At 48.7% G+C, this 26037-nt stretch carries 25 protein-coding genes and 1 pseudogene; 12 read left to right on the forward strand and 14 right to left on the reverse strand.

Annotation, left to right across the window (positions count from 1 at the left end; genetic code table 11):
• A complete protein-coding gene (pntB, locus tag ACN28R_RS07660; protein ID WP_048638870.1) occupies positions 1-1389 on the forward strand; it encodes a Re/Si-specific NAD(P)(+) transhydrogenase subunit beta in 1389 nt (462 codons plus the stop codon).
• 77 nt (positions 1390-1466) lie between these two features.
• Here the strand turns inward: pntB and uspE are convergent, their stop codons facing one another.
• The 6 genes from uspE to ACN28R_RS07690 form a co-directional block, all read right to left on the reverse strand.
• A complete protein-coding gene (uspE, locus tag ACN28R_RS07665) occupies positions 1467-2426 on the reverse strand; it encodes a universal stress protein UspE (protein WP_048638871.1) in 960 nt (319 codons plus the stop codon).
• Between the two features lie 139 nt (positions 2427-2565).
• The gene (locus ACN28R_RS07670; protein ID WP_048638872.1) at positions 2566-3318 is read right to left on the reverse strand and encodes an FNR family transcription factor; all 753 of its coding nucleotides are present in this window, start codon (positions 3316-3318) and stop codon (positions 2566-2568) included.
• 167 nt (positions 3319-3485) lie between these two features.
• Positions 3486-4019, reverse strand: a complete 534-nt coding sequence (ogt, locus tag ACN28R_RS07675; RefSeq protein WP_048638873.1) for a methylated-DNA--[protein]-cysteine S-methyltransferase — start codon at positions 4017-4019, stop codon at positions 3486-3488.
• A gap of 130 nt (positions 4020-4149) precedes the next feature.
• Positions 4150-6621: a putative virulence factor gene (locus ACN28R_RS07680; protein WP_048638874.1), complete on the reverse strand. Its 2472-nt coding sequence runs from the start codon at positions 6619-6621 to the stop codon at positions 4150-4152.
• On the reverse strand, positions 6618-9608 hold the full coding sequence (locus ACN28R_RS07685) for a virulence factor SrfB (RefSeq protein WP_048639945.1): 2991 nt from the start codon (positions 9606-9608) through the stop codon (positions 6618-6620). Before ACN28R_RS07685 ends, ACN28R_RS07680 begins: the two co-directional genes overlap by 4 nt.
• 2 nt (positions 9609-9610) lie before the next feature.
• Positions 9611-11014, reverse strand: coding sequence for an SrfA family protein (locus ACN28R_RS07690; RefSeq protein ID WP_095834088.1), 1404 nt, complete (start codon positions 11012-11014; stop codon positions 9611-9613).
• Between the two features lie 265 nt (positions 11015-11279).
• Here ACN28R_RS07690 and ACN28R_RS07695 point away from each other — a divergent pair, with 265 nt between their 5' ends.
• Positions 11280-11564 carry a YciI family protein gene (locus ACN28R_RS07695; RefSeq protein WP_048638876.1) on the forward strand — a complete coding sequence of 95 codons (285 nt, stop codon included), beginning with the start codon at positions 11280-11282 and terminating at the stop codon, positions 11562-11564.
• A gap of 80 nt (positions 11565-11644) precedes the next feature.
• Here ACN28R_RS07695 and ACN28R_RS07700 read toward each other — a convergent pair whose 3' ends face one another.
• On the reverse strand, positions 11645-11917 hold the full coding sequence (locus tag ACN28R_RS07700) for a YjbD family protein (RefSeq protein WP_231604380.1): 273 nt from the start codon (positions 11915-11917) through the stop codon (positions 11645-11647).
• A gap of 210 nt (positions 11918-12127) precedes the next feature.
• On the opposite strand from ACN28R_RS07700, the gene ACN28R_RS07705 reads away from it, so the two are divergent.
• Complete coding sequence (locus tag ACN28R_RS07705) at positions 12128-12556, forward strand: OsmC family protein (RefSeq protein WP_048638878.1); 429 nt, start codon at positions 12128-12130, stop codon at positions 12554-12556.
• A gap of 85 nt (positions 12557-12641) precedes the next feature.
• On the opposite strand, the gene ACN28R_RS07710 is transcribed toward ACN28R_RS07705, so the two are convergent.
• Together ACN28R_RS07710 and ACN28R_RS07715 are read right to left on the reverse strand one after the other, a co-directional pair.
• Positions 12642-14036: an alpha/beta hydrolase family protein gene (locus ACN28R_RS07710; RefSeq protein ID WP_220701750.1), complete on the reverse strand. Its 1395-nt coding sequence runs from the start codon at positions 14034-14036 to the stop codon at positions 12642-12644.
• A 19-nt stretch (positions 14037-14055) separates the two neighbouring features.
• Positions 14056-14256: a DUF7014 domain-containing protein gene (locus tag ACN28R_RS07715; RefSeq protein ID WP_375153860.1), complete on the reverse strand. Its 201-nt coding sequence runs from the start codon at positions 14254-14256 to the stop codon at positions 14056-14058.
• A 150-nt stretch (positions 14257-14406) separates the two neighbouring features.
• On the opposite strand from ACN28R_RS07715, the gene ACN28R_RS07720 reads away from it, so the two are divergent.
• Complete coding sequence (locus tag ACN28R_RS07720) at positions 14407-14553, forward strand: hypothetical protein (RefSeq protein WP_156186763.1); 147 nt, start codon at positions 14407-14409, stop codon at positions 14551-14553.
• Between the two features lie 224 nt (positions 14554-14777).
• Here the strand turns inward: ACN28R_RS07720 and ACN28R_RS07725 are convergent, their stop codons facing one another.
• The gene (locus ACN28R_RS07725) at positions 14778-15101 is read right to left on the reverse strand and encodes a DUF2846 domain-containing protein (RefSeq protein WP_236840204.1); all 324 of its coding nucleotides are present in this window, start codon (positions 15099-15101) and stop codon (positions 14778-14780) included.
• Positions 15102-15388: 287 nt separating this feature from the next.
• Here ACN28R_RS07725 and ACN28R_RS07730 point away from each other — a divergent pair, with 287 nt between their 5' ends.
• The 3 genes from ACN28R_RS07730 (at position 15389) to ACN28R_RS07740 (ending at position 19516) form a co-directional block, all read left to right on the forward strand.
• Positions 15389-17158: an EAL domain-containing protein gene (locus tag ACN28R_RS07730; protein WP_095834089.1), complete on the forward strand. Its 1770-nt coding sequence runs from the start codon at positions 15389-15391 to the stop codon at positions 17156-17158.
• A 268-nt stretch (positions 17159-17426) separates the two neighbouring features.
• A complete protein-coding gene (locus ACN28R_RS07735; protein WP_095834090.1) occupies positions 17427-18239 on the forward strand; it encodes a mannosyl-3-phosphoglycerate phosphatase-related protein in 813 nt (270 codons plus the stop codon).
• 59 nt (positions 18240-18298) lie between these two features.
• The gene (locus ACN28R_RS07740) at positions 18299-19516 is read left to right on the forward strand and encodes a glycosyltransferase family protein (RefSeq protein WP_048638881.1); all 1218 of its coding nucleotides are present in this window, start codon (positions 18299-18301) and stop codon (positions 19514-19516) included.
• A 78-nt stretch (positions 19517-19594) separates the two neighbouring features.
• On the opposite strand, the gene ACN28R_RS07745 is transcribed toward ACN28R_RS07740, so the two are convergent.
• Both ACN28R_RS07745 and ACN28R_RS07750 read right to left on the reverse strand, forming a co-directional pair.
• A complete protein-coding gene (locus tag ACN28R_RS07745; protein ID WP_236840205.1) occupies positions 19595-20344 on the reverse strand; it encodes a helix-turn-helix transcriptional regulator in 750 nt (249 codons plus the stop codon).
• A gap of 30 nt (positions 20345-20374) precedes the next feature.
• A pseudogene (locus tag ACN28R_RS07750) lies at positions 20375-20527 on the reverse strand (helix-turn-helix transcriptional regulator); the annotation flags it as partial.
• 128 nt (positions 20528-20655) lie between these two features.
• Here ACN28R_RS07750 and ACN28R_RS07755 point away from each other — a divergent pair.
• The 5 genes from ACN28R_RS07755 (at position 20656) to ACN28R_RS07775 (ending at position 23543) form a co-directional block, all read left to right on the forward strand.
• Complete coding sequence (locus ACN28R_RS07755) at positions 20656-21078, forward strand: pyridoxamine 5'-phosphate oxidase family protein (protein ID WP_095834092.1); 423 nt, start codon at positions 20656-20658, stop codon at positions 21076-21078.
• Between the two features lie 58 nt (positions 21079-21136).
• On the forward strand, positions 21137-21532 hold the full coding sequence (locus ACN28R_RS07760; RefSeq protein WP_048638884.1) for a VOC family protein: 396 nt from the start codon (positions 21137-21139) through the stop codon (positions 21530-21532).
• A 231-nt stretch (positions 21533-21763) separates the two neighbouring features.
• Entirely contained in the window at positions 21764-22513 is a 750-nt protein-coding gene (gene ydfG / locus ACN28R_RS07765) for a bifunctional NADP-dependent 3-hydroxy acid dehydrogenase/3-hydroxypropionate dehydrogenase YdfG (protein WP_048638885.1), read from the forward strand.
• Positions 22514-22799: 286 nt separating this feature from the next.
• Entirely contained in the window at positions 22800-23147 is a 348-nt protein-coding gene (locus tag ACN28R_RS07770) for a DUF1283 family protein (RefSeq protein WP_048638886.1), read from the forward strand.
• A 93-nt stretch (positions 23148-23240) separates the two neighbouring features.
• Positions 23241-23543: a DUF1161 domain-containing protein gene (locus ACN28R_RS07775; protein ID WP_048638887.1), complete on the forward strand. Its 303-nt coding sequence runs from the start codon at positions 23241-23243 to the stop codon at positions 23541-23543.
• A gap of 67 nt (positions 23544-23610) precedes the next feature.
• On the opposite strand, the gene ACN28R_RS07780 is transcribed toward ACN28R_RS07775, so the two are convergent.
• Positions 23611-25074: an MDR family MFS transporter gene (locus ACN28R_RS07780; RefSeq protein ID WP_095834093.1), complete on the reverse strand. Its 1464-nt coding sequence runs from the start codon at positions 25072-25074 to the stop codon at positions 23611-23613.
• A gap of 191 nt (positions 25075-25265) precedes the next feature.
• Positions 25266-25931, reverse strand: coding sequence for a dethiobiotin synthase (bioD, locus tag ACN28R_RS07785; protein WP_048638889.1), 666 nt, complete (start codon positions 25929-25931; stop codon positions 25266-25268).
• Between the last annotated feature and the right edge of the window lie 106 nt (positions 25932-26037).

Genomic DNA, 26037 nt, shown 5'->3' on the forward strand with positions numbered 1-26037 from the left:
ATGTCTGGTGGATTAGTTACAGCTGCATACATTGTTGCCGCGATCTTGTTTATTTTTAGTCTGGCTGGTTTGTCCAAGCACGAAACGTCCCGTCAGGGGAACATTTTCGGTGTCGTCGGGATGGCGATAGCGTTGATCGCCACCATTCTCGGACCGGAAACCGGCAATGTCGGTTGGATCATTCTCGCCATGGTAATTGGCGGCGCGATCGGCGTTTATCTGGCGCGTAAAGTTGAAATGACCGAAATGCCGGAATTGGTGGCCATTCTTCACAGCTTTGTGGGCCTGGCTGCCGTCCTGGTTGGGTTTAACAGCTTTCTTGATCATGGCGAAATCACCGACCCGGTGATGGTGAATATCCATTTGACGGAAGTCTTCCTGGGTATTTTCATCGGTGCGGTAACCTTTACCGGTTCTGTTGTCGCTTTTGGTAAGCTGCGCGGCAAAATCTCATCCAAACCGCTGATGCTGCCTCATCGCCACAAAATGAATCTGGCGGCGCTGGTTGTGTCTTTCCTGCTGCTGTTGGCATATGTCAACACCGACAGCGTGGTAATTCAGACGCTTGCCTTACTGGTCATGACCGCAATCGCATTGGTGTTCGGCTGGCATTTGGTTGCTTCCATCGGCGGCGCCGACATGCCGGTTGTGGTTTCCATGCTGAACTCCTACTCCGGATGGGCGGCGGCGGCGGCAGGTTTCATGTTAAGTAACGACCTGTTGATTGTGACCGGCGCTTTGGTGGGTTCTTCCGGGGCCATTCTGTCTTACATTATGTGTAAGGCGATGAACCGCTCCTTCATCAGCGTTATTGCCGGTGGTTTTGGTACCGACGGATCGTCCACCGGTGAAAGCGAAGAGATGGGCGAGTATCGCGAGACATCGGCGGAAGAAGTGGCTGAATTGCTCAAAAACTCAAGCTCGGTGATCATCACTCCTGGATATGGCATGGCGGTAGCGCAGGCGCAGTATCCGGTACACGATATTACCGCCAAGCTGCGGGCTCGTGGCGTGAATGTCCGGTTTGGTATTCACCCGGTGGCGGGGCGTTTGCCCGGTCATATGAACGTGCTGTTGGCCGAAGCGAAAGTCCCTTACGATATCGTATTGGAAATGGATGAAATCAACGATGATTTTGCTGATACCGATACCGTATTGGTCATTGGCGCCAATGACACGGTGAACCCGGCCGCCCAGGAAGATCCGCACAGCCCGATTGCGGGGATGCCGGTTCTTGAAGTCTGGAAAGCGCAGAATGTCATTGTGTTCAAGCGTTCGATGAATACCGGTTATGCCGGCGTTCAGAATCCATTGTTCTTCAAAGAAAACACGCAGATGTTGTTTGGCGACGCCAAAGACAGCGTGGAAGCGATTCTGAAAGCACTATAATCCTTATCTGGATACGTTGACGAAAAAGGGGCGATAATCATCGCCCCTTTCTTTATGCACATCATGCAAATTTTATACTAATTTTTATCTTCTTCTTTTTCCCCTTCCAGCGTAACGGGGCTGACAAAGTCATCAGGTTTGATCGCCAGCAGATCGCATTTCAGATGGTCAATGACATGCTCTACGGTGTTACCGATAAACGCCGCGGAAAGCCCGGTTCGTCCCAGCGATCCCAGCACCACGACGCCAGCCTGCAAATGTTCCGCCAAATCAGGGATTACCTCTTCGGGCAACCCTTTTTCCACATGCGTCACCCGTTCGTCCAGGTTGAATTTCTGGCGTAATGCCTTCATGGCGATAAGGTGTTGACCGCGGATGGCATCGTTGTAGACGCTGGGGTCAAAATCAGGCAGTTCAATGGCGATATTAATCGGCGTAACGGGGTAGGCGCCGACGAGGTGAACTTCCGTTTCATTAACCTGTTTAGCCAGCTCCAGCGTTTCTGATACCAGCTTAATGTTAAGAGGATCGTGATAAGGGTCTTCACTGGAAAGGTTGACGGCGACCAGCGCACGGCTGATTTCCGGCCAGGGCTGATCTTTAACCATCCAGACTGGACATGGGCATTTACGCAGGAGTTGCCAGTCGGTGGGGGTGAAAATAACCGCTTCTAATCGATCGTGCTGATGCGCCATTTTCAGTAAAAGGTCGTGCTGCCCGGCAATAACCTCCTGGATAATGGCTTCAAATGGCTTATTGTGCCAGACCACTTTGATTTCTATCGGTACGCCTGCATCAAGATAGTATTTGCATTGCTCCTTAATCCATTCGGTGCGCTGCTGAATCACGCCTTGTCGCATCTCCGTCCGTTCATCCGGAGACAACAGGGTGGTCATTTCATAAGAAAAATCATAAATAGGCAGAAACGCCTTGATGTGGCCACCAAGTCGCTGAACCAAATAAACCGCCCGACGAAGCGCTGGTTGGTCATCCTGATTCGGGTCAATAGCTACAAGTAAGTTCTGATACTTTGCCATAGGTCCTCCAAACAGCTGTTAGTTCACAGTCTGTAAATTAAGAGTACCCCAATGGCATCGTTTTGAACAATATCGTTTTGAAAAACAGATAATGAACGCCGGATCGATAAATTAGGATATTCACCGATCCGACAAGGTATTAGGCTCGATTAGGCGAGGAGCCGGCGAGTTCGGAGAGCGCGCCAAGATTCTCAATGGTGATGTACTTGCCTTTTACAGCCAGAATCTCACTTTTCTGAAAACGGCCGAGCAAACGGCTAATGGTTTCCACCGTTAAGCCAAGGTAGTTGCCAATATCGCCACGAGTCATGGTAAGACGGAACTCCCGCGGAGAAAAACCGCGTTCGGCAAAGCGACGAGACAGGTTATAAATGAAGGCGGCCAGACGTTCTTCGGCATTCTTCTTCGACAGCAGCAGGATCATATCCTGATCGCCGCGGATTTCCCCGCTCATCAAACGCATCATTTGCTGACGCAGATTGGGCATTTTTCCTGAGAGATCATCCAGCGTTTCAAATGGAATTTCACACACCATGGATGTCTCTAACGCTTGCGCGAAGCTAGGGTGCTGCGCATTACCGATGGCATCAAAACCAACCAGGTCGCCCGCCAGATGAAAACCGGTAATCTGCTCATCGCCTTGCTCGGTGATGGTATAGCTCTTAATCGTGCCCGAGCGGATAGCGTATAAAGATTTTAACTCATCGCCAGCTTTGAAGAGAGCTTGTCCTTTCTGAATAGGCTTTTTCCTTTCAATGATGTTATCGAGCTGGTCGAGCTCGTGCTCATTTAAGGTAAAGGGAATGCATAGCTGACTGATACTGCAATCCTGACAGTGGATCGCACAACCGCCAGACTGGATGCGGCGGATAATTCGCTTTTCCGGGATCATAGACTTTGCTCAGGCGATAATTGATATTGGTCAATTTTAACAGCTTTTATCGTCGGTGATAAGTCCGATAACCTCGCCAAGAGACCAATATATACGAACCAAGATAATTCGGCCTTATATCAGGCCAAATACGCGTTAGCAATCAGGCCGTTGTCAGAAAATATCTTTCATAACGCTAATATATTCTGCTGCGGGAAATATCCCTCATGGGTTAATAACCATTGCTTACGATGAACGCCGCCGGCATAACCGGTTAATGCGCCATTCGCGCCGATAACCCGATGACAGGGAACAACAATGCTGATGGGGTTTGAGCCATTAGCCATCCCCACCGCACGAGCGGCGGAAGGCCGCCCCAGACGAGAGGCCAATTCCCCATAACTCGTTATTTCTCCACAGGGAATTTGGCGTAATTCGCGCCATACCTGTTGCTGAAATTCGGTTCCGACCGCAGCGACCGGTATCGTTTCAATAATGTTTAAATCGCCAGCGAAGTAATGTTGCAGATCGTCTGTTAATCCACCGGGATTATGGCAGGGCTGTAACCTGAAGGGATCATTCTTGTAACTGCTATTGAGCACACGATATAACTTTTCTTCATATTCACGCCATTCCACCGCCCGTAAGCAATTATTCTCATCCGCAACAATCATTAATTCCCCGATAGGGGTTGGCAGCGTATCCAGCCAAAAAACCTGCATCACTATTCCTTACTTATTCATCTCGCGGGTTGGATTAACGGTTAGAGATAACTGTTATTTACGGAAATAAAATGTGATTATCATCACATGATTATCGCCCCGGTTTTAACGCCGGGGGATAATCACAACATTACTTCGCGACAGGCTTAATCAAATTCAGGATAACGCCCAACTGTTCATGCTGTTCCGCACTGACTTCCCGTCCGGCGGAATAGCCGGTGTTTTGTATAATCATCTCATTAAGGCCGACCAGCCAGTCGTAGATATAAAAGGCGGTGTTGTTGGTCGGCGTTAACGAAATCTTGGTTAGACGCTGCGACGCGCCCCAATTCACCGCCTGTTTTTCCGGCTTGGCGAAAATTTTATGACCGCGATTGATGCGGCTGGCAGGGCGCAGCGTCTCATCCATCTGCTGGAAACCCAACCAGGCGACGAAATCACCCAATACGGTGAGCACACGAGAAACCTGGCGATCCGCCTTAGTTTCACGATGTACGCCTAACTGTTCCGTATCCACCAGCATGCCGATCAGCGTCTCTTCGATCTTCATACGGATGCTTGCGGTTATCAGTTCTTCCACCAGCATCTCGATGGTTGCTTTGGTTACGCCCAACAGCTCCACCAGCGGACCATTTTCCGGCAGGCTGCGTAAATGGTTTATCCAATAGCGATAAACATTGTGCGCGTATTCCGCTTCATAGCCATGATCCATCTCCTGGACGGGAGATGCAGGTTGATCAACATCAATAGGTTCATCGGCAAACAGATCGATTTCGATCCCCACGCCAAAAGGGTCGTTCCCCGTTAGCGGCACGCTGAGTTCATCCGTCTCCGGATGGTGGTTGCTATATCCCGGTTGACCCTGCTGTTGCAGATAGAGGCGCCGCAGTTCATCCCGCGAAGGCAGCAGGCGTTCCAGCAACTCGCCATGCACGCCGGTACGGGTTTGCAATGATTTGAGCAGCGTTTCAGCAATTTGCTGTTTTTTAGCCGGATCGTCGCTCCCGGTCGGCTGATACCAATTCCCCAGCAGGTTATCGCCCAGTTCCCGCTGTATTTCGTTGAGCTGTTCATTGATGCGGCCGAGTTTCACCTCACGGTGTACTTCCGTCCCCAGCCAGGCCGCCATACGGCTTACGCCCCGTTTATCCATAGCCAGCATGGTGCCCCACGCATCGCCGGGGTTACCGACATAACGTTGTACGGCTGCGTCATGGTTTTGTCCGTGGGTCACGCGCCGATCAAACTTGGTTACCGCCCAGATAAGCCCCGGTTTACGGCGGCTACGGATCTGGGCATTTTCCCCCTGCATTTGTTTAACCCAGTGGTCCAGCGCTTTACCTACGGCTTTTACATCAGAACGCTGACCTGCGGCGGTGCATACCATCAGCAGATTCATTTCCTGATTATCGGTATAGCGTTCAAGCAGATAAGCGCGCTTGGCCCTCAATAGGGCGTGCGCCAGGGGATGCGCATCGTTTTTTATCTGTCCTTGCGTTTGCCCGCCGTCATCCGTATCGGACGGATCGCCGAAACCGGGGAAATCCAGGATATCGACCTGCTCAAATAAGGCTTCACGCGGAGGGGAATGCAAAGGGATCAGCAGTTCCGCGGTCAGCATCGCCAATTCAGCCTGGGAAAGCTCGACCGCTTTACTCGCCCGGCTATTCAATATCGGGCGCACCAACACGCCGGGATCGTAAGCCGAGTTCAAACGCTCCAACGCGGTGCCGTGAATTATCCCATTAACGGGATGCAGCGACTCATCAACCAATACCCGCAGCGGGGCCAACACCTTGCGCGCGCCGGAGAGGTGTTGCAAAGTATGCGAGAAATGGCGGTAAGCCGCCGTCAGCGCCTGGTTATTCCCCCAAAGCACTGAGAACAATTGAGCGCGATCGTCAACGCCAAGGTAGGGCGCCAACTCTACCGCGACAGGCCAGAAATGCGTTTCCAACTGCTTTTGCCGTTTTGCATCATGGCGCGCCCAGTAATCCCATAAGGCAACGACATCATCCGAACGCATGCCGTCAATCGGTTCTGGCTGACGATGCATCAGCAATGTTCTCAAATGTTCGTCGATAAGTGGCTCGTCCAACTCTTCGAACGCGTTTTCCTGGTTGAGATCGTGCAGAAAGGCATTGGCGATAATCTTGCCGATATCGACTTCACTGAGCAAAAGCAGCTGAACAGGGAAGGATTGGTTTTTTACCCCCGACTGGCGGCTGAAACGGGTGACCAGCGCGGCAGGCTGGTTGGTTGGATTGATGTGGGTAAGAAAATCGATTTGTTGTCCTTCGAAGAAGGTTTCCAGCTTACCGTTCTCACAGGCGGCCAGTGACGAGATCAAGTAAGATTTTCCCGCCTGCGCCAGACCAAAGAAGCCAATGGCGATATCTTTCAACGCCACATCTGACAGATGTTTTGCTTTGTTGCGATTGCGACGAAGTTTGACAATCAGCCTGTCCGCTTCAATATCCAGTCGCGGCGCATTTTGCCGGGTGCTTTCAATCCAGTCGATCGCCCGATCAACGCCTTGCGCTACGGCCTGTAGCTGGCTATTGAGTCGGCTTGACAGTTGTTTGGGCGTTAATGGTTTCATTTTCTAAATACGCTCCCACTATCGATCCAATAATGGGTCGCTCCTGAGCCGTTAGCGGCTAATGTGTTCAATTTGAGCCGCAAATGTTGAGGTGGGACGCGGCTGCCGTCATCAAGAACGGCATCGGCTATTTCAAAGCGTTCCGGGCCGTTCTGGTCATCGCCCTTGGTCACGGTCAGCCTGACGCGCAGATTACTATCGCCAACCACCTTTCTTGCCAATTCCTGATCGACAATCGACAGGGTATAAAGAGGCGATGCCGGCCAGCGTTCGTTATCGAGCTGGCGAAATCCCAGACAAAGAGAGCCGCGAATCTGGAAGCTGTCGTTAGGATCAAGTTCAAAATCGGGATCGTCCAGATCGATATCGCTGTAATAAACGTTATCGGTGGTTAGCGCGTTATTGCCGTCCATCATGCCGAGATAGCGCACGGTGGAATAGGGCTGAAAATCGCCAACCTTAAAATAGAAGCCCGGCAGCCGCAGGTCGAGAGCCAGCAGGCAGAGCATGGCGCCAACCGCTGCGGTAGACTTCGGATTATCAATACGTCCGCGCTTATTGAACGGATACCAGTCATTGGTGTGATAACCATCCAGCGACAGCATACGGTTAATCGGCAACGGTTGCAGATGCCGGAATAACGCCTGAATACCGGGGAAGCGGGAAGGGCGACCGGTTAGCAACAACACGTCACAGGAGTAAAGAGAGACAACCTCGGACATTAAACGCAGGTTCTGGGTGATGTTCATCCGGTTGGATAAAAACTCCCCGTGCAGTTTGCTCAACCTGAGGATGAGCGGCACCTGTAAAATGTCGAACGGATTGCCGTCAGCCGGCAGTTCGCGCTGAACCTCGGTATTGATGTACTCCAGCACCTTTGGCGTCGGATGTTGCGCCAGCAGTTCTCCAAAGCTCGACTCGATTTCTGCGCTGACGTCCAGCGGATCGAAACGTTCATAGACTTCCAGAATCGCCCGGCCAATCGGGATGAAAATCTGCAACGTGACCTGCTGGCGTAAAGTTAGCTGCCCGTCGATTCGGCCTTCATTGCCAAACAGTTTCGCCATCAGTTCATCATGATTGACCAGACCAGCCGTTTTCAACTCGGCTTGTAACGCCGGTAAAACATACAGTTGGATAACATCCAGCAGAATATCGTCGCCCGCCACCTTGAACCCTTCACGGAACAGCAGACGTGGAATGATTTTGACATTATTGCCGATGCCATCATCCAGCAGATATTGCGTGATCGCCAGGTCGGTTGTACCGCCGCCGATATCAATGGACGCAATGCGTAAAGTTTTTCCGGCCGGCTCATTCTCCGACAGCTCTTTATCCGGGCGGGCCATGCTGGCAAAAAAGTCTTCGGCGCGCCCGCCAAAATTGACCTGCGCCTCATTGTACAAATACACCATTTGCCCGCAGGTCGCTTCATCCCACTCGATCTGCACTTTCGGCACCGGAACACGGCTTTTCTGTTTGTCTTCCGGCGTGGTGAAATCGTCATCGCATGGATGCCAGCCCATTGACTTCCAGACCAAACCAATTGCTTCATGCATCCGGCGGCGAAATATCTCGCGCTCTGGTTTCGGCATCGCCGAGGGCAGGGTAAGAATAATGTTGCGAAGCTGGCGCGGCGCCGTGGAGTGGATCATCTTCAGGCGCTGGGCGGCGCTGTTCATTTGCATTAGCGCCTGTAACAACAGTTCGGACAGCATAAATGTCATGAGCGAACTGCGGCTATAGTGCGGGGAAAAAACCGGTAAGCGCTCTTCCAGCGGAAGATCGTATAGCGGTTGCCCCTCATCATTCAGCAAAATTGTCAGCGGCATTGCTGTTGCAAGCGGCTCGTTCGCCATGCCGATTTCGGATGACTGGCTAAAACGCCAGCCTGGAGCATAGCTCTCTTCGTCCCATAGATAGCGGCGCGGGCTGGAGATACCGGTTGAACCCTCAGCCCCCTGACGCAGTAACGCCATTCGACTGGCTTCACGGCCAACCCGGACAATCGAAGGCCAGATAAAGGCATCGTCGCGACCGCTTTCAACAGAGAAGTTTTGCTTGCCGAATTTAGCCTGCGCAAATTCGACCCGGCTTTCAAACAATTCGTTATACAGGTAGTGCGGTTCGCTTAGATCGCGCAGTTGCAGTTCATATGTCTGCTTTAAACCGTTGCTCTCATCCGGATGGTCCTCAACCAGAATGCCGCAGGTGTGGGAGTTACCGACATCCAGAATCAAATCGACGTTGACGGCAGGCTCCTGAAGCGTACCAGCATTAATCCGTATTTCCGGTACGGACAGTTGATTGCCCAGCATATCCAGTAAATTCATATAATGGGCCTGGTATTCAAACCCTCTGAGCGCGACTTTGATTTCTCCGGCCTTACGGTTTTCCCGTCTGGCCGCCTGCTGGGTAAAGACTTCACGCAGCCAACCATCAACCCAGGTCAGATCAAGAAATTCGCCCAGTTCATCGCTGTGATAGGCCAGCGCAAAACTGCCGCCGGTTTTGATGTCGTTGGCATTGGGCGCCAATGATTCGTACTCATGTCCTTCCGGGTAAACCTTGGTATCAAAGGCCAGGCAGATTCGATGGGTATTGCCGTCCTGATCCGGGGTATCCAGCGCTAAAATGCGCATCCGCGCCCAGTTATCCGGTCCGCCCAAAAACGTGCGCGGCGGATTAAAACGGAAAAAGGGCAGCGGCAGCCAGATTTTTTCCAGTAGTTTCAGTGATTGCTCCAGCGGGATGCTTAGCTCGGGCCTGACCACTTCGGGCGGGGCGCCCGCCGGTGACGGAAGCAAATACTTATCAGTCTGTTCGTTGTAGATCAGGCGCAGCAGCGGTCCGTTGGCGCTCTTTCTTACATACTTATTAGGAAAGTCTGTAGATAATTCTGGTTTCAACGCAAAATCCAGAAATTGAATGCCGCTGTCCTGAATAAGCGTAATCTTCTGTTTGTAATCGGTGATCGTCGCCAGCATTATCATTTACTCTCGCGCTTTATCGTCATGGGGAAGACCGCATCAGCATTATAGCGACCGGTACATACAGCGACGTCCGCCGCGCCCTGTTTACATACGATCTCCGGCATTTGGTATCTGGTATTATCGCTGCATCGCGCTCTGTATCGGCTATTGATGACCAGATTGCCGGAACTCATTAATCCAGCCTCAATATCCGCCCGGCAAGTCACGCCATCGCCATGAGTAATTCTTGCCGTCCCTTTGCCATTTTTAATTTGATATAGCAGGCTAGGGGGCCGGCCGGTAACCGGAGTTTTAGCGTCTATCGATACGCGCCAGTTTCCGTTCAAGAAGTTGACCAGCCCCATCCTCACCGCATCCGCAGGCATGACCAATTCGTCTTTACTGACCGTGACCGGCGCTTCGGCGGGCTTTTCAACATCAACAGGGGCAGGCGTTTCAGCGGCGACCGCTTTAGGTTCACTATTCGCCGGGGAAGGCGTTTCGGCCGCAGGCTCCTCTTTCACAACGTCAGGATTAACCTCTTCCGGCGGTTCAACAACCGGCTTGGGCGGCTCTGTCGCTGGCGGTGCTGCGGTCTCGGTATCGTTCACCGTTGGCGGCTTGGGTTCCGTTGCTTGTGTGGAGGCCTGTAACACGCGTTTTTCCGGTTTTATCGTCGCGGCTAACGCAGGCGGCTCCGGCGCATCGTCCCGCTGTGAAAGCCATCCGCGAATCTGTAGCGCCAGAACCGCCAACAGAGCAGCGGCTGGAAATATCCACCACAGACGTCGCCATTGATTGCCGCGCGGCGCTGCCGCAACAACATCGGGTTTTGGAATCGGTTCGGGTTTTACTGGCGGTTTAGGCTCGGGCGCTACCGGTTCAGCCGGTGGCTCAACATAAGCGGAGACAGGGGAAAGAACCGGCTCAGCCGCTTTCTCGATCAGACGCAAGCAATCGAGCGCATCGGTCCGAGATTTTTTATCAAGGTTAACAAATCCCCAGAAGGTCAGTACGGGTTTACCGTCAACCAGATAAACGTGATTCGGGCCGGGGAACTGTATCGCTTTTGCCAACAGCACGCCAAAAAGTTTTTGTCCGGGTTTTTCCGCGTGTTGCGCCCGCTGGCTGATTTCAGCGACCGCAGATTGATACGTTTCCAAGAGTTTCAACGCGGCGGCACGTTCATCTTCACTGGCCGCGATCCAGGACGTTACTTTTCCTGCAACTGGCGAATACCAGTCAATACGATCGCCATTTTCGTTGGACTGAGGGATAGCCAGACAATCTGCAATCCGTTGCTGTTTTCTGAGACGTAATGTTTCCCGTAACTGGAGTGCTGATGCATAGACTGGCTGTCCATTTTCACCCAAAGCCAGAAAATCATCCAAACTCCCACTACGTAAAAATAATTTTGTCACGCAAAAGAGACCTTTTGTAATAGATACCTAGGGCAGAAAATAGTGTGTAATCTGCGACAGGCTATACTCTAGTGCGAATGATGGCGAATCAAATGCTTAAAGAAGGGGCAAAACTGGTAAATATTTGCGGCATAGACCGTGAATATACGGTTTCCATGCGGAATTCGGGCGCGATTTAGAGGTATGACTTTGTCAACGGTGTATTTCGTCGCAATTGACGCTAGTATGGCGCGTATTACGTTTTCGCATAGCAAAAGGATAATCGATGTTCATTATTAATCTTACTTATCATCAATCTATCGACGTGGTGGAAACACACCTGGAAAACCATATCGCATGGTTAAAAAAATATTATGCACAGGGTGTATTTGTTGCCTCCGGCAGAAAAATACCGCGTACAGGCGGGGTGATTTTTGCCAAAACAATGGAGCGTTCGGCGCTTGAATCGATATTATCCGAAGATCCGTTCAATGCGGTTGCCGACTATGACATCATCGAATTCGCACCATCAATGACAAGCAAAGAATTGGATGCATTAAAAACCATCTGATTCGTTGTTTACACAGGTGATAACACCATTAACACCTGTGTAAATCAGATTCCAATAAAGCGTTTTTCTCGGTTAAATCTTTAACGACGGCCCCGCCAATTGGTATTAGACGTCCAGCTATAGGTAGCGGAGGTATCGGGCTTGAATTTGTTCTTTTTTTTCTCAGCCCGAGCTTGTTTGGCAGCCGCGTCCCGTTCTTTCATTAGATCATCGATATAATCATCTTTGATGTGATTGCTTTCAGAATTGGTGAGAGGGCGGCCATGTTTTTTTCTTTCCTGATCGAGCAAGGTTTTAAGTTGACGCTGTTCTTGCTCCGTCATGTCTTTCTGAGTCAGTCTTGGCATAAGTATCGACCTGATAGATGGCTGGAATGGTCATTGTAGAGGAAAATGATGACGCGCTCAGGAAATTATGCGTTATGACCCGCCCAGCCAGAACCGAGATCGCACTTTGGCTTTCCTTTCGAGAGTGAACTAGGCTTAACAGGAGATGTGGCGGCAGTAGATGTCACGACGACGGCGTCTAACCAGGCGTCAATATGAGCGACAAAAGGAGCTAGCATGACCATTCACAAGAAAGGGCAGGCACATTGGGAAGGCGACATCAAGCAAGGGAAAGGCACTATTTCAACCGAGAGCGGCGCATTACAACAACAGCCATATGGTTTTAACACGCGCTTTGAGGGGAAACCGGGCACCAATCCGGAAGAACTGATCGGTGCCGCGCACGCCGGCTGCTTTTCTATGGCGCTATCGCTAATGCTTGGTGAAGAAGGCTATACGCCGGAATCAATTGATACAACGGCCGATGTTTCGCTGGACAAAGTCGACGGAGGCTTCGCCATTACCAAAATCGCGCTTAACAGCACGGTAAAATTACCCGGCATTGATGAAGCCACCTTCGATAAAATTATTCAAAAGGCTAAAGCCGGTTGCCCGGTATCACAACTGCTCAAAGCAGAAATCACGCTCCAATATAAGCTGAATTAAAATCGTGCCCATCAGCACGCCATAAGGCACGTTGATGAATAATATCGACGTGCTCCCCGCCAAAACCCGCACAATGGTGTTATTATTAATGCTTAAAAGTAATTGACTCTTTATCAAACCTACCAGGGAAAGATATCCACTTGTCTATATAGTTGAATAGAGTATTAGCTGTATCCCCATATTGTCCTTTGCTTTTTTCACATTGTGTGCAGGTTTGAAAAAGATGATTAGCACCGTCTACAAATGCAATTTTTTTATCAGAGCTTTTCGCATTTTGATAAATTGTTTCTACGGATAAATACTCCCAACCCCCGGTCATACCCATAGTTAGTAATGGTACGGATATACCTTTAACGTTACCGGCAGAAGTGGAATAATTAGATGACCAGTCTACTCCATGAATTGATGCTTCGTCATATGAAAAATTGTCATTGACGCGGATAGCAAAGTTTTTTAGGTAATTCAAGATAGTTGTTGATGCTGTCGATTGGTACATCTGTCCAGTCAGACTTCCTTCCAGATTCATTGGTGGCCTTACACTATGAATTAGTGTATTTTCTTCCGACTCATCAGGATGAATTAATGGCCATGGTTTAACAGTGTGGGACATTAAAGATACATCCTGTGGATACAGTTTATTATCAAGCACTTGCGAGTCACCACCAGGAATTATTAACGGTTCATCATCTTGATATAAACCTTTTCCCTGTTTTATTTTTTGTTCTCTCGATAAAGCAAACTTCAGTATTTTATTATATCTAATGGCTTGGGCATGTTGGTATCTTCTGATAAATGATTTAGAATAATGTGCGCCTTTCTTGTTAAAACCGTTATGTTCATCAAACAAGTTTAATGTTGGGTCTAGCTTCAATCCGTTATTTTCATCGATCACTGCTGGATCAATGCTTAACAACATCATGGTTGCATCACCCCAGTTCGGGTCAATGAGCATTAATCCGTCTGCCGGCGGTAAATTAGACAGCTCATCTGAGCATGGGAATATAATATTTTTATTTTGACAGGCCTTAAGTCCATTCTCGGCAATATTTTGATAGGCACTCATTAATCCACTGCCGCCACTATGACCAAACAAAACTATTTTTTCTATTCCCTCAAGATTGCGTAAGTATTGGACTCCTGATTTTACGGCTAGTATCTTTTGATCATAGTCTTGTGTGTTGTTATTAGCGCAAAGTACGGTATAGCCTCTTTTTGCAAGCTCCGTACAAGGAGAAAAACTTAAATAGTCTGCTGCTGCGTGCATAACAAATATAGCAATTTTGCTTTTAGACTCTGGATTCAATGGTTTGTAGATGACGCCTGGAATACCTTTATCTAAACTTGGAGTGCTTTCACTTAAGTTATTTGCACTTTGAGTTAACCTTAAAAAACTACTGGTTACGCCTTCAGTCTCTGCAAGGGAGAAGTGTGAAAATATGGATAGAAACAAAATACACGGGGTAAAAATTAGCTTTTTCATGGTCTTCTCTTTACTTTTTTTAAAGTGTAAATGACAGTGCCAGTTCGCGGACTAAAGCCTCTGAGGCTCCCAGCTCGCCGACCTGTCCTGATATTCTATCAGTGCTTTGACACGCGAAAATAGGGAAGGGGAGAGCCATATAACTAACTAACTTAATTTCAGCTCCTTGTCCGTGACCAGAATTTCTATTTCTAATAGTCGGAATACCGGTTTCTAGTATTTACTGTTCATCTCCTGTATCAGCTTTCTGGTATACATCTTCGCACTGTAACCATATGAACTTATTTCAGTTTTCCGGTAGTGCAAGATGTACGCATAAACACCAGATAAAGAGACACTGATCATTTATTTTAAATGATAACGCCGGTCAGTGACAAAACTTGTTTTTGTTGCTGGGGTTGGCCAAGCAGCAACAGTTCTGGCGTTTTTCTTTGGCGTTAATAACGGCGCGGTAGCGTTTCTTCCAGGCGGATTTATGAAGACGCTCACGACACATCACGAACTGAAAGAAGAGTAATTAAAAGATCCCGCGTTCCGGGCTGCGTATGAAGCTGAGAGCTAGAACCCGGAGCAGGATTATCCGGCATCACGATGATGGTGATAGCACTGAGGAAATGATATTTTATTCAGCGCATCAACACGACCCAATGACAGCACCGGAACGCCAGTTTCCGCCCATTCTTATCTTGGTACGCATAATGTATATTATGTTAAATGAACTAGTATCAGGCGGGCATGTTTTCAGTCAGTAGCCCTCTTGTCTTTGTGCTGATATATCAATTCGGTAGAAATTTTGTGCTCATGTCCGCCCGATACTTGTGTGTAGAAAAACGTTTTATCCGCTGTCTCTCCGATACATCTTCCATCAACATAGATATCCTTTTTTAAAGCTTTACCGACAAAACTATCGCGGTAGATATATAAGCCGGATTTGTTTTCATCAGGAGCAGAGAAACTTTTGGCTTTTACTGAGTCCTGTTCAGTTGCGAGAGGCACGCTGGCACAACCGCTGATAAGCATGCTGCCTAAAAGAGAAATGGATATAAATAAACTTTTTGTGTTCAAAAAATAGCTCCTTATATATAAAAAATAACATTTTGAAAATTATTCTATTTGCATAAAAAAATCATTCTCACGTATAACAATAACCTCTCGTCATTACATTGCATGCAGGAATGCAATCGCGCCTCAGAGACCTGAGTCTGTAGAACAGAACTAGTATCCCCAATCCCAACCATCGCCAGGATGCTATAATGTGTAAGGTGATCTGAACGTTTATAAGCACTTATGGTAGATCTCTTTCCCTTGTCAGGGCAAATTCGAATAAAATATCCACGAGGGTAAAAACCGTTATGTTTACTGGCCTTAAGAAAAACGAAGCAAAAAAACTCGCTACGCTTGCACTACTTAAAGCAGAAGATAAAACAAGAGATCGGGCTTTAGGCGAATTTGCATGGCTGGCTAGCAAGGTCATGGGGACTTCGGGATATTTTGTGACTATTTTTGATGATGATTATCAAAACATTAAATCCGCCAATAATGTGCCCTTCCCGCCGGCAAGAATGCCGATGTCTGAGGTCATTTACCAACATTCGGTTGATAGCGGTCACCCCGTTATATGCCCGGATACGCGTGCCGATATACGGTTTAAAGATCATCAATTAGTTAAAGATGGCTCTATTTTGTTTTATGCCGCCGCGCCATTAAAGACCATGGATGGGTTTGTTCTTGGTTCGCTGTGCGTCATTGATTCAAAACCTTTCACTCCGTCGCAGGACCACATTGACAGTTTTCTGCGCATAGCCGATTTGAGCAGCGTCTATCTTGAGGCCCGGTACGCAATTGGTCGTGTTGACGCATTGACCGGATTACCCAACAGACGGCAGTTGCTCAATGATATTGAAAAGCTCTCTGAAGAACACATCACTGAACCATATAGCTTGATCATTTTCGATTGCATCGATATGCCGCAGGCCTATGAACTTTCCCGGTATCTGGGGCTTGCCGCCGTTGAGAAAGTACTAATAGATTTTAGTTCATTGCTGCGTCTTCGGCTTAACCTGAAAAATGAAACGGTTTTATATACCTTTGCGACCGGGCGGTATGCCCTATTAGTTAAATCGAGGAATATGGAAAACCTCATACAAAAAGCGGCGGCCTTGCCCCCAACGCACGCAAAAATTACTAACGACATTGACGTCACGCTGCACATCCATGCGGGCTATGTTTCGTTCAAACCGGCCACTGCTGCAACAGCAGAGGTTTTTCGCCAGGCGGTAAGCGCACTGCACGAAGCGATAAAGCGCGTCGTCCCGGTACAAAAGTTTGATCCCGAGTTAGATAAAAAAAGAAACGATGAATTCAGGCTGTTGTATGATCTGGGGGAAGCAATAAAATCCGAAGATCAGCTTTATCTGGTTTATCAGCCAAAAATATCATTGTTGGATGGTCATATCGAAGGCGTAGAAGCGCTATTACGCTGGCAACACCCTGTTAAGGGGAACATCTCCCCTACCATGATTGTTGCCCTGGCGGAAAAAACCAGCCTGATGACGGAAATTACAAACTGGGTGATTTTCACCACGCTTGAACAACTCAAAACGTGGCGAAAAATGGGCATTGCTATCCCCATCTCGGTCAATGTAACCGTAAGCGATTTATCCAGCCCTGGTTTTGCTGACAGATTGGAGGATCAAATCCTTGCGTCAGCACTTACCCCGGCTGATTTGCGCATCGAATGTTTAGAAACCGAAAAGGTGCTGGAAAGCGATATCGCGCTGAATGAACTCAACATTCTTAAGTTAAGAGGTTTTAAGATACTTCTGGACGATTTTGGTGCCGGATACAGCAACATCAATTACCTGCGTCGGATACCTATTGATATTATCAAGCTCGACCGTTCACTCATTAGCCGTATCACGACAGATACCGGAAGCCGAATTATCGTAAAAAATATTATCGTGATGCTTAAAGAACTGGATTATATCGTTCTTGCTGAAGGGGTCGAAGATGAGGAAACGGCTCAAATGCTTAAAGAATTTGGCTGTGACGAAGCTCAAGGTTATTTCTTCTCTAAACCCGTTTCAGCAAAACAGATCCAGGCATTATTTCAGCAGGAATAATCGTTTCACCCCCCACCTAAAACGGTTTGATCATCATCTTGTTGGGGCCGCTGGCGTTTATACTGAGCTTACGCCGCTGTCGGCATGTGATTACGCTCCCATAAATTTGCGTAAACGGCAATTTCCGCATACAGTTAAAGGCAATGGTTGAAATTCATTTCATTATCAGACTGATAGCAAAATCAGTTAGATACCAACAACTCAACGCAGCACCGTACACTCATCGATCGTTATTATCTGTTTATCCCCAATAACCTACGGAGCGCCAATGTCAGTATTGAGCCCTAATCTGATGATTTTCAGCGACCTCGATGGCTCGCTGCTTGACCACGACACCTACAGCTGGGAGCCTGCGCGTCCGTGGCTGAAACGATTGGCTCAGAATGAGATCCCCGTCATTATCACAACCAGTAAAACCGTAGCGGAAGTTGAGCAACTGCAATGTGCTCTTGGTCTCAGCCATCTACCGTATATCGCTGAAAACGGCGCGCTGATCGCATTGCCGCCGGATTGGCATTCGCATCCGGATTACCCGCGTAAGACTTTTGATGCCGACTACCCTTTTATATGCGCCCAACTGAATCGATTGCGTGAAAAGCATGCTTTCCGTTTTAGCGGCTTCGCCGACATGGATGCGCCAGAAGTTGCCGCATTAACGGGGTTATCAATACAGGATGCCAAACTTGCGCGTCTGCGTGAAGCCTCTGAGCCGATTCAGTGGCTGGGCGATGCAGATTCGCTGGCCAACTTTCGTCACATATTGACGGAGGTTGGATTATCACTGACCCAGGGCGGACGGTTTTATCATGTAATGGGGAAAGACGTCAGTAAGGGCAATGCTGTTGACTGGATAAAAAAACAGTATTCGGGTAAAAATGATAATGTGCCGCTAACGATTGGTCTTGGCGACGGCCCGAATGATATCTCCTTACTGTGTGCAATGGATAACGCAGTACTGATTAAAAACAAAGGAAATCAACTTATTGATTTGCCGGAAAGCTATACGGGCAAACTGTACCGCACAAAGTTTATGGGCCCCACTGGGTGGAGTGAGGGCCTCGACTACTTTCTTGTTGATTAATTTTCTTAACGTTTATCGGCGATACTAAACATATAACGCCAATGGCATGGGAGAGCACAATGAGTGAATTTTATCAGGATGGAATAATTACCAACTTCCACAATCTGACTCACAGAAATGTGGAAGAGCTTGAATATGAGCTACAGGTGTTTTCCGGGCAAAACAGTATGGGGCTTATTCTCCCTTCCCTGTTTTCCGAACTGGAAGGTCCGGCTCTGGATAATATTGTCGAGCTGTTATCCAAAGTGCCTTATCTCAGCGAGATCGTCATTGGTCTGGATCGAGCCGATCGGGAACAGTTTCAATATGCACGCGAGTTTTTCTCCCGACTGCCGCAGCGTCATCGCATCTTGTGGAACGATGGTCCCCGCTTAAAAGCATTAAGCGATGAATTGGCGGATAAATCCCTGGCGCCAACGGAGCCAGGCAAAGGCCGTAACGTGTGGTTTTGCGTCGGCTATACACTGGCGTCACGCCGGACAGCCTGTGTGGCGCTGCACGATTGTGACATTGTCACCTATAGCCGCAGCATGTTGGCCCGCCTGCTCTATCCTGTGGCGAATCCGCATTTTCATTATGACTTCTGCAAGGGTTACTATGCGCGCGTCGCCGACGGGAAACTCAATGGCCGCGTCGGCCGCCTGCTGGTCTTTCCATTGCTCAAATCACTGCAAAAGGTTTACGGCAACTCGGACTATCTGGAGTATATCCGCAGCTACCGCTACCCGTTATCGGGCGAATTCGCCATGCGCACCCATATTTTGAATAATCTGCGTATTCCCAGCGACTGGGGACTGGAAATCGGCGTTCTGTCGGAAATACACCGCGGCACAGCAACCAGCCGTATCTGTCAGGTGGATATTGCCGACAACTATGAACACAAGCATCAGCCCATGTCGGAAGACGATCCCAATACCGGGCTGCAGCGTATGGCCATCGATATCACGAAGGCGCTATACCGCAAGCTGGCGATTTTGGGGGTGAATATCACGACGGATTCATTCCGTATCCTGCGGGCGACCTACTATCGGACGGCGCTGGATATGATCGATGCTTTCGAACATGATGCCCGGATGAACGGGCTGCATTTCGATCGGCACACGGAGGAGTCCGCCGTTGAGCTGTTCTCTGATGTGATTACGCTTTCCGGCCAGGTATACAGTGAAAGTCCCGGTGATAAGCCCTTTGTTCCGAGCTGGAACCGCGTGCAGTCGGCTTTCCCTGATATTCTGGAACGTTTGTACGATGCCGTAGAGGCGGATAATCGGGACGAATAACATTCGTCCGTCGCTCATAATAAACGAACGGCCGCTTACCCGGTGGCGGTTCGTTTATTTACTCGCTCTAAACCTTATTCATTGTTCATAAATTGCCAGCGTTTTTTTAATTCTGCGGATCAGTTCATTGCGGACAAATTCAGGTTGCAGGCATTCACATTTATCACCTAAGCCAAGCAGAAAATGATATCCCTGGTCATCTGCTACAAAAGGAAAATTAACCAATATCTTATTGTCTTGATAAGGCTGAATGTTCTCTTCATCGCAACGCTCAGAAATTAAATCCCTAACTGACTCATCCAGCAGCAGCGTCACTGGAATTAATGGTTTTTCTATCCAGAATGCCCCCTCCGTCATTCCTGGTTGAAACGGTCTGGGGATAAAGGTCTGTTCCGATATGTTCAACTGCGTTATTCGGGAGAGTTTAAACAGCCGGAAATCTTGCCTTGCAATACAATAACCATGAACATACCAGTTTCCCTCTTTTAATCTCAATTGATAGGGTTCGATTTGCCGCTGACTCTTTATCCCTTTGCCATCCGAGTAGTTGAAAGTCAGCAATAGGCTTTGATTCATCGCCTGTTTGATTTTTTCAAGATGCGATTGCAGATTCGGCGAACCAATCCAGCGGCTCAGGTCGATAGCAATCTGACTGGTTTTTAGCTTAATTTCCCCGGCTTGTTGCTGCGGGATCAGGCTTTCTATTTTTGCCAGCGTATTAATGAGCGATTTGCCCGATAACGCGGAGGAAAGGCTTCCCAAGCCGGTTAGCAGCGTGGATATATCATCAGTCGTGAATAATCTTTTATTCACTTTATATTTATCCATAATACTGATCCCGCCATTAACGCCCTGATACGTCACAATGGGAATGCCGGCTAAATTGATGGTATCAATATCCCGGTATATGGTGCGAGTGCTGACTTCGAACATTTCCGCCAATGCCGTAGCGCTGATTCGATCTCTTTCTAATAACAGCATAATAATGGCGATGATGCGTTCTATTTTCACTGTCCATTCTCTATCAATTATTTTTTACTCTGCAAACTAACCCTGACATCCAGATGTCAGGGTTAGTCTACTACACTCAAGCCATAAAAAAACCGCATGTTAATTCCACTGAGTATATGGAGGATAAGATGGATTTCTTACCGCAATTCAATCGATTGATGACAGAACAGCGAGACTTGGCTTTAGCGACCAGCATTGAAAATGTACCGAACGTTCGCATTGTGAACTTTTATTGCGACACATCGAAAAAAGGCATCGTCTATTTTTCAACATTCAGAGATAACCAGAAGGTCAAAGAGTTTAAGCAAAATAACCGGGTCGCTTTTACAACCATCCCTTTGTCGGAAAATCAACATGTTAGAGTGATGAATGCGATCGTTAAAAAGAGCGATTTGACTATCTACGATTTAAGTGAATTTTTATTAAAAAAAAATCCCGGTTATCAGAAGATAATCGATCATGCCGGTGATGAGATTGAACTCTACGAAATTCATTTTAGCCAAGCGCGGGTAACTCTAGACTTTACCTGTACGGGGATCGTGTCGTTTTAACTAGATGTTAAAGATTAATTGAGCGCGCTTATATTATCACAGTGAAAAGGAGTCAATAATGTTTGATCATATCAGTACCTATGCGACGGATTACCTGAAAACCAAAGATTTTTATCAGGCGGTATTCGCGCCATTGGGATATAGCATCCAGGCTGAATTTGTCGCCAGTTGGAATAGCGATTTCCCGACACAGCGATTATGTGCGTTTGGGAAAAATGGTGAATACTCATTATGGATTATCGAAGTAAAAACCCCTTTTACTCCCCGGCATGTTGCCTTTGCCTCGCCCGACCGGGAAAGCGTTGATGCTTTTTATGCCGCCGGTATCGCCGTCGGCGCTCGCGATAACGGCAAACCGGGGTTACGGCCAGATTACCATCCTACCTATTACGGCGCATTTTTACTCGATCCGGACGACAATAATGTGGAGGCCGTTTGCCATCGTCCGGAATGATCGGCTGGGTATAAAACGCCGCGTAATATCGTGAATCTGACCACGTAAAACAATCTACAGCTTGAAGATAACCTTCAAGCTGTTAACGTTATATGCATCAATGTCAGTCTACTTATCCTGCTTTATCTATACTGACATCAAGCACAAACAGCCGCCGCCCGTTTTAGCCGTGCTGATTTGTTGACCTTTTCCCTTACTTAATTGAAACAAACGCAGCCAGAGGAAACAGTAATGATAATTTTCGTTACCGGCGCAACAGCCGGATTTGGTGAATCTATCACTCGTAGATTTATTAAAGAGGGTCATAAAGTTATCGCATGCGGTCGCCGTCAGGAACGTTTGGATGCGCTGAAAACAGAGCTGGGCGCATCGCTGCATACCCTGCGGTTGGACGTCCGCGATCGGGCATCAATCGATCAGGCGGTAACGTCTCTTCCTGCAGAGTGGCGCGATATCGATGTGCTGGTGAACAACGCCGGGCTGGCTTTAGGTTTGGAAACCGCCGACAAAGCCAATGTAAATGACTGGGATGTGATGATCGAGACCAACAACAAGGGGCTGGTCTTTATGACGCGCGCGCTGCTGCCGAAGATGGTCAAACGGAACATCGGACATATCATCAATATCGGTTCCACCGCCGGGAACTGGCCTTACCCCGGCGGTAACGTATATGGCGCGACTAAAGCCTTTGTCCGGCAGTTCAGCCTTGGTCTGCGGGCGGATTTGTTCGGGACTAAAGTTCGTGTCACGAACATCGAGCCGGGTTTGGTCGGCGGCACGGAATTTTCCGCCGTGCGCTTTAAGGGCGATGAAGATAAAGTGAATAAAACCTACGGTAATACCGATCCGCTTACGGCCGAAGATATCGCCGAGTCCGTATTCTGGGTAGCTACGTTGCCATCCCACGTCAATATTAACTCATTGGAAATGATGCCGGTCAGCCAATCCTTTGCCGGGCTGAACGTTTACCGCGAAAATTAAACCTCGCTATGGCGCGAAGCCGCTCTTCGCGCCATACGCCCTCTCCTCCTTGTCCGCGTTTTCCACGGTTATAGAGCCGTTGATGATAAGAGTGATACACTCCAGTACATATGCTTATATTCCTGGCCCCCCTCATGCAACATATCAGCGTGAAGGGTTGTTTTTTGTAATTCCCGGCCGCATTTGCCATAGTAATAACGTTTTTTATATTTATGCCCAATCGCTTTCCAGGTGCGCATCGGCAACCAGAAAGTTGGAAGGCATACCCTATTTATCAAGGTGAAACATGAACCAACACTCCTTTGTCTCTCTGATTCGGGCCTTGATCCCACTGTCCATGGTAGTGGCGTGCGCGGTTTGGCAACCGGCCGTCCAGGCGGAAACCCGTCATGTAATTATCGAATCCGATAATACGTTGTCCAAAGAAGCGGCTCGTCAAAGCAGTGAGCAGTGGGATTCAACCCGCTCTTTGCGTAGCAAAGTTAACTCTCGCGTTGAGAAAGAATTTGATAAAACTGAACAGGCGATAGACGGCGAGGAAAAATGTAACGCCAGCTATAACGTTAACGCCTATTGGGAAGCCAATACTTCACGTTGTCTCGATCGTCATACCGGTCGCCCGGTGACGCCCTGATTTTTAGTCTACGCTTTAAGTAACCCTCGTTCGCCTGGCAGGTATAACGTCAGGCAATGAGTCAGGACTTTGTTCAGAAAAAAGGGTGATAAGATGAAAAAGACAATAATTTTTGGCGCGGCTTTATTTGTGCTTGCACCTCTGGCGGCACAAGCATCCTGTGAGAGCGTTAAAGCGGATATCTCGCAGAAGATCATCAATAATGGCGTACCTGAGTCGGGCTTTACGCTTGATATCGTTCCTAACGATCAGGTGAGTCAGGTCGGTGGTCAAGTAGTCGGTCATTGTGAAAATGACTCGCAAAAAATTGTTTATACCCGTCATGCTGATGGCGAAGCAAGCACCGACAGTGCGCCTTCGACAACAGATGACCAGCCTGCTCCCACCGCGCAGTAACGCTTTTCTCTCGGTTTATCTTTTCGTTTCAGAGAGCCGTCCCTGCTCTCTGAAACGAAAACCTCTCTCAAATTCGTTGATTGGCGGGGATCATCCAGGCTGAAAATAGCGTAATAAACGCAATCAACGCAGAAACAATGAACACACAATGTATTGAGGATGAAACATTCCAAGAGAGCGATGCAAGCTGTGTCGCGCTCATCATGCTCCGGCTATGGGTATCCATCAGCACCTGCAACGGGTCGGCCATTCCTGGCAGACGCAAATGCAGGTTAATATTCAACGTCGCCCCAAGAATCGCCGTTCCCAGCGCCGAACCCAACATCCGGGTAAACATGGTTGATGCGGTTGCGATACCGCGGATGGAGTAGTCCACCGCGTTTTGCACCGACACCAAAAAGGTCGTGTTGCTTAACCCCATACCGGCGCCGATAAGAAAAGCAGCGATGCGCGCCCAGTTCAGCGATTTATCAGGAGCGAGCGTTAACAGCGTCAAACTTCCGGCAATCAGCAGCACGCAGCCGCTGACGGCGGTAATTCGGTAGGATGTCCACAGCATTAATCTGCCGCCCAGAGTACTGGCCAACGGCCAGCCAATCGACATCAGCGCCAGAATACTGCCCGCCTCCAGCGGCGAACGGCCCATTACGCTCTGAATATAGGTAGGAAGAAAAGCGCTGACCCCCATCATAGTCGCACCGATCAACAGACCGCCAAGATTGCCTGCGACAATCACCCGGTTACGCCATAGGGCTAACGGGAAAAGCGGCTCCGGCGTGCTCGTTTCCTGCTTGAACAATAAAACGCCCCCGACCACGGCAATCACCATTAGCGGGATGATCCACAGGCCAAGCACTTCAGCCTGTAATAGCGCCATCAACAGGCTGGCGACGGTGACGGCGAGATAGAATGCGCCAATCCAGTCCAACTGGTGCTGCCGTACCTGGTTAATCGTCGGCAAATAACGGGCTAATAAAAATATCGACAGTAATCCAATGGGGACGTTAACCCAGAAGACCAGAGCCCAGGTAAAATGCTCAACGATGAAGGCGCCCATCAGCGGGCCGACAATTGCCGAGATCCCCCACACGCTGGAGAGATATCCTTGAATTTTAGGCCGTTCCGTCCTGCTATACACATCAGCGACTATCGTAAACGCGATCGGCGTGATTGCCCCGGCGCCTAACCCCTGAATGGTACGGAACAGAATTAGCCATCCCATATGGCTGGAAAAACCGCACAGCACCGATCCCAGCAGAAAAATAATCGTCCCGATGAAAAAAACACGCTTACGGCCAAACAGGTCGGCCAGCCGACCATAAATAGGAATACTGATCGCCTGCGTAAGCAAATAGCCGGAGAAAACCCATCCCAATAGAGAAAAACCGCCTAAATCCGCAATAATCGTCGGTAATGCGGTCGCCACAATGGTGACTTCAACCGCCGCCGTAAACATCGCCAGCATGCAGGCAATTAAAACCCAGTGGCGATGCGGGACAGGTGGATGTTCAGAATTATCGACTGTTTTCATTATACTTTATTGCCTGGAAAATAGACTTTGTTTCCGAGTATACCAGTTGTTGCCCTATTGGGTGACTGACAGAAAAGGGAAAATGAAAAGCTGTATCATTTTTGCGTTTGGCTCAGGCGGGGACAATAGACAATAAAGGTGCAGCACAGCAGGCTACACCTTTAAATCATTCGATGAACATCATCGCAGAACTAATAATTCAGCGCCGAAAGATCGATATAAGAAGATAAGTCACGCTGTTCAGCCCGGGGTAAATAAGGTAATTCCCCTAATTGCGGCGCGGGAATTTTTTTACGCAAGGCGGTAATGATATCCGCATAATTCGCCAGTCCCGGATTAATTCGATTGGCGACCCAGCCAGCCAGCGGCAACCCGTCATTAATAATGGCCTGCGCGGTTAATAAAGCATGGCTGATGCAGCCCAATTTAATACCGACGACTAAAACAACCGGAAGCTGTTCCTGAACAACCCATTCAGAATAAGGACGCAGATCGTTCATCAACGTACGCCAGCCGCCGCTGCCCTCAACGACGACAATGTCGGCGACATCGCTTAAGTACTGTAATCCCTGCGTCATGGAGCTGTAGTTAATCGGGTGTTCGCTCGCGCTGATTTCGTCTTCTTGCAATGCAATCGGATTTACCACGTCATAGTGCAGACTCATCGAAGACGCCGCTTGCAACAGCAGCGCATCTTTATCCCGTAGCCCCTCATCCGTTTCCACACAACCTTTTGCTATTGGTTTATAACCTGCCACCGATTTCCCGCTCATTGCCAACTTCTGCAATAACGCTTTGGATACAACAGTTTTACCGACTGCGGTATCAGTACCAGTGACAAAAATGCGGTTCGACATGAGAAAACTCCGGGGGGCCACCTGAAAATAACAAGCACGACAGAAATGCTATCCAATAGCAAAAGTCTAGGCGATACGCCATTCGGGCGGTTTGCGTTAGCTCAAT

It is taken from the genome of Brenneria goodwinii, assembly GCF_002291445.1.
Taxonomy (GTDB): Bacteria; Pseudomonadota; Gammaproteobacteria; order Enterobacterales; family Enterobacteriaceae; genus Brenneria; species Brenneria goodwinii.